The sequence below is a fragment of the Streptomyces sp. SAS_272 genome (genome assembly GCF_052543235.1).
Window position 1 is genome coordinate 1 of sequence record NZ_JBMNDR010000180.1, and the last position, 4670, is coordinate 4670.

Annotated in this window: 5 protein-coding genes; 1 reads left to right on the top strand and 4 read right to left on the bottom strand. The window is 66.5% G+C overall.

Translation table 11 applies throughout. The features are described from left to right. Positions 1-257: 257 nt before the first annotated feature. Entirely contained in the window at positions 258-572 is a 315-nt protein-coding gene (locus ACN6LD_RS41830; RefSeq protein ID WP_319197293.1) for a hypothetical protein, read from the bottom strand. Positions 573-714: 142 nt separating this feature from the next. Here ACN6LD_RS41830 and ACN6LD_RS41835 point away from each other — a divergent pair, with 142 nt between their 5' ends. Further along, the gene (locus tag ACN6LD_RS41835; protein ID WP_319197292.1) at positions 715-1581 is read left to right on the top strand and encodes an aldo/keto reductase; all 867 of its coding nucleotides are present in this window, start codon (positions 715-717) and stop codon (positions 1579-1581) included. Positions 1582-1836: 255 nt separating this feature from the next. Here the strand turns inward: ACN6LD_RS41835 and ACN6LD_RS41840 are convergent, their stop codons facing one another. From ACN6LD_RS41840 to ACN6LD_RS41850, 3 genes are all read right to left on the bottom strand, one after another. Further along, on the bottom strand, positions 1837-2313 hold the full coding sequence (locus ACN6LD_RS41840) for a hypothetical protein (protein ID WP_319197290.1): 477 nt from the start codon (positions 2311-2313) through the stop codon (positions 1837-1839). 602 nt (positions 2314-2915) lie between these two features. Next, a complete protein-coding gene (locus tag ACN6LD_RS41845; protein WP_319197289.1) occupies positions 2916-3278 on the bottom strand; it encodes an Imm51 family immunity protein in 363 nt (120 codons plus the stop codon). Then, a complete protein-coding gene (locus tag ACN6LD_RS41850; protein WP_445045901.1) occupies positions 3239-3526 on the bottom strand; it encodes a hypothetical protein in 288 nt (95 codons plus the stop codon). The genes ACN6LD_RS41845 and ACN6LD_RS41850 overlap by 40 nt, the downstream gene beginning before the upstream one ends. Positions 3527-4670: the final 1144 nt, after the last annotated feature.

The window sequence follows — 4670 nt, forward strand, 5'->3', positions numbered from 1 at the left end:
CACCACCCCCCAGGTCATCCGATCGACAGAGGGGACACAGTCATACCGGGCCCGGAGGCCAGCGGCCCCATTGCAGGACCGCGAAAAACATAACGGGGGTGAACCTATTGCGATCCGGTCTGGAACTTCCACGCGATCGCGTCGATCACCTCACGGTGATCCCGCCACCGACCACCCCGCCTCGGCAGTCCGGTCCGGGAGCAACGGCTCGATCCCCGCCCACTGCGCGTCGGTCAACAGCGCGCCCAGACCAACGATCAGGCGATCGAAAGGGAGCGGCTATGCACTGGCCTGGCCACGTCATCAGCCGGGTCGGCCGATTTCCACCACTCGACCACGCGGACAGCCATCGCGTCCGGCCGCAGGCCCAGAGGGTCGAGACCGAAGTGACCTTCCAGCTCGTGCCGCAGGGACTCACCGATCTCGGTTCGGCCAGCACCGGAACGGAGTCGCTGAAGCAGAGGAGCGAGCATGCAGTCGTACTCATCCTGCACATCGTCAGCGACGCCGATGGGATCCCACTCGTTGAGCAGACGTCGCAGGTCATCCTCGGTGGAGGTACAGGGTCTCATCGCCCCAGACTGCCACCCACGAACAACCGATTCAGCACCCGGCCCCCTGATCCAGACGAAACCCCCTAGTAGTGCTGCTCCGTAGAAGTTCGTAGGGGGCTGGCGGGCCCAGGTATCGTCGGACTGGCGAGGGGGCGAACCGATGACTTCAAGCACAACAAACACTCCGGGCGGGGCGGGCACGTTCTCCATCGGAGGTGAATACCGGGTATCTCGGCTCGGGTTCGGCGCCATGCGCCTGCCGACCGGTCCTGGCCCTGAACGGGAAGCCGCCATCGTGGTAGCCCGGCGTGCCGTCGAACTGGGCGTCACCTTGATCGACACCGCCTACCTGTACGGATGGGGAGCCAACGAGGAACTCCTGGCCGAGGCCCTGCATCCGTACCCGGACGACCTGCTGATCACCACCAAGGTCGGGGTCACCCGGTCCGGGCCGGAAGAGTGGGCGTACGACGCACGGCCGAAGAGCCTGCGCGAGCAGGTCGAGCAGGGACTGCGCCGGCTCCGGACCGAGCGCGTCGGCCTCCTGCAACTGCACCGGATCGACCCGAAGGTTCCGGTCGCCGAACAGGTTGGCGCGCTCCGCGAACTCCAACTAGAAGGGAAGATCGGACACATCGGGCTGTCCGAGGTCACCACCGCACAGCTCGCCGAGGCCCGGCAGACCGCCGGGATCGCGAGCGTACAGAACCGCTACAACCTCCTCGACCGAGACTACGAGCCGGTTCTGGAGGCATGTGAGGCCGCTGGCATCGCCTTTCTTCCCTGGCGCCCCGTCGCCGCAGCAGCCGACTCCGGCCAGGCACCCGGGCTCGCTGCCGTCGCCACCGAACTCGGCGCCACCGCCCCCCAGGTCATGCTTGCCTGGCTTCTCGCCCGTTCCTCAGCAGTCCTGCCGATCCCGGGAACCGGCTCGATCGCCCATCTGGAGGAGAATCTCGCTGCGGCAGACCTCCGGCTCACCGGCTCGCAGCGGCATCGCCTCGACCGTACGGCCTTGTCCGTCTAGCGCGCCGACCGACGTCGGGGCCGCGTCCATCCCGGTGACCCCAAGCCGACCCGCCGCAGCGACAGCGCGCGAAGCTTGTGACTTGTGACCGCCTGCCCGTCGATTGGCGCTTCGGTCGTCAGCCGAAATGCGGCTGCGCCACACGAAGAGGCACCGGCTCTTCTTGCCCGTCCCCTACAACACGGATCAGGGAGGGAATCCGCGCCTCCATCGACCCCGCCATCAGGAAGTCGTGCACCTCGCCCGGGGCCAGCGTCAGGTTCTCGGGCCAGGCCCCGTGCACGGCGGCAACCATTCCGTGATCCGCACGTTGGTCGCGATCGCCGTTCCGTAGTTGACCAACTGCCACTTCGCCAGGCGCAGGTGGGAGTCTCGACTCGACCGCCTATTGTCATTCTCGGCTTTGAAGGCCGCCAGATCGGTAACGAAGTGACGGTCCGTGACCTCTCGTATGGTGCGCGCCGGAATGACGGAGCAGATCTGCTCCATCTGGGGCTGGCTCAGCCACACGGGATCAAAGCGCCCTTCGTTCCGAAGTGCGGCCACCTGCAGAAGCTGGGTGACACCGACGTAGTCGGCCAGAGAACAACCGAGAAGTTCTTGATCCCATCCGTCGACAAGGCATGTGACGGTGCGGGCCGTCCTCGTCTGGCCGAACAGAGCGGCCGTCCGAGCGAGATCGTTGAAGCCGGACTCCTGGTAGGTGAACTGCTCACCCGAAGCACGCAGCAACCAGCCGGCGACGGACTCGGCGCTCCCGCGGCACGGATCATGGGGTCGGTCAACGCCGCGTACGCGGCAAGCATGGCCATCAGATCGTTCTCGGTGCACTTGCCGTCCCCGCGGTACTCGTTCCCGTAGGCGAGGCTGGTGCGCGCGACATCGCCGAGAGCCCACGGCGTGTACTTGCGGTATGGGCTGTTCCACCACGTGTCGCTGTGCCAGCGGGCTGAGGCAGCGGCGACGACCGGCAGGAGGGCGCTGGGGCGCTGCTGCCTGACTCTCTGAACGTACTCGTGATCTGTGACCAGCCGGTCGTAGAGGAATGCCGCCATGGATCAAGAGTGACTGACCCACTGGAGCGCTGTCGCTGGAATTTCGTTCTCCCCGAGGCTTCTCTGTTGTTTCCATCCCGCGCGGCCAGATGGCGCTGCATCATCCGCCCGAGCGACCCCAACAACGATCAACGAAACGTCCAAAGCCGAGGTAGACAAGTGGAAGAGCTGTGCGGACCAGCGGCCACGCCCGCATCCGCAGCCCAGCCCAGCCCAGCCCCGACATGGCCTGCGCAACCCCGAAACGATCAACCCGAAATCAAGCCGATGGATCCGGGTTCAGTCCCAGTCTCCGGGGTCGGTGGCCTCGATCAGCGCGGCCAGCTTCGCGCGGTCGTGGAAGGCGCTGCTGAGGATCAGCCCGAGTTCCCGCAGAGCCGCCTCATCCGTGCCGTAGACGCACATCATCCCGGCCTCGGGATCGAAGCCGCCGATCCGGTCGGCCAGTTCCGGCGCGTGGATGCGCACCGCCGTGTGCGCGACCGCATCCCAGCTGTAGCCGCTGACCTCCTGACCGACGGCTTCGAAGAGGTCGGCCGTCTCTGCAAAGTCGTGGTCGCCGAGGATCAGGCTGTAGTTGCCGGGTGATGTGTCGAAGAGTGTCAGCGGGGTGAGGTCCGCGTGATCGATTGCTTCAGGCATGCGGGCATCTTGGCACGACCCACTGACAGGTCGGCCTGCTCGCCAACGTGGAGCGCAAGCTGCCTCTGTTTCGTGCTCTCCCGGGATGCGGCTTCGACGGCGAGCTGGCCTGAACGGTTCACGACGAATGCTGTTCCTGCGATCGATCGGCTTACGGCCGGTCCGACGCTGTCGTGCTGCCAGGCCCCGCCGAACACCTTCTTCTTTCCGCGCCGCTTGAACAAGCTGTCATCCACAGCCACTGCCATGGCCGCCCCTGGCGCGGCCGGGTGTCGGTCGACAAGGTGGGACAACGCCAACCTGCGAAAACGTCGAAAGTCGAGACCCCCTCACCACCAGACCAAAATCCCTCCTGGATACAGGAGACCTCCTTCAGAAACCCGAACACCCCCGTCAAACCCACCGACCGAGCGAACCCACAAACCCCCAGCTCACCCCGGCCACCCCACGAACCCAACCCCTTTCGCACAGCCAAGGAGGGTGGCTGCTGGATCATCTGCGACCCGACTGGTGCGAGCCGGGCGTCGATGCCGCTCAGCCACGGGCGGCCCACGCGCCGCCGGAGAGGATGGGGTGGAGCCCGTGGGTAAGGTGGCCGAGATCGGAGCACCCCCGCGTCGGCGGGGAGAACCCGTACGTCTCGCCAGACACCTGGGGCAACACCCAAGCCGATCGCCGCTACGCTGAACACGCCACCTGGGCCAGGGCCGAAGCCCCACAGGGACGCTCTCAGGCAGAGAGCCGCAGGACCGCCGACCGCGAGGCGCTCACCACCCCCACGCGGACGACACCACGACAGGTGTCCGCTGTCCTCGAATTCCTCTGCTCAAGGGAGCAGCATCATGACCCGGGACAACGTGCCCGCGCCCGTCCAACCGCCCGACCCGTCGCCCACTCAGCAGCAGCCCGCTGCCGGTTGCCGGCCTGACCGCCGCGATAGTCCAGGGCGCCGCCCAGGGTGCCGCTCGGTCCTTCACGGCCCGCCTGGTGGACAAGTTCCTGACCAACCCGCCCGACTGGCTCAGACCTGTGGCACATGCTGCCGCGTCCATGGGAGCACTAGCCGCCGGGGCCGGGCAGGGCAGCCCTGCTGCTCAATGTCAGCGACGTCAGATCTCGTAGGCGAGCGCGGCCGCCGTAGCGCCGGCCGTGAAGCCACGCAGCCGGTTCGGCGTCGGACACCGTCGGTGACTCCCGTCACCACGTGCAGTATGCATCCTGCGGCACCGGCACAGAGTAATTGTCAATTGGGTGTAGCTCTTCTGGAGGGAAGGGCTGAGCAGGGACAATGCCGAAACGCGCTGTGAAGGGGACCGACGGCGCTGAGCTCAGTGAACGCAGAACTCGTTGCCCTCCGGATCCTGCATCACGACGAAACAGGAGCCCGAGTCC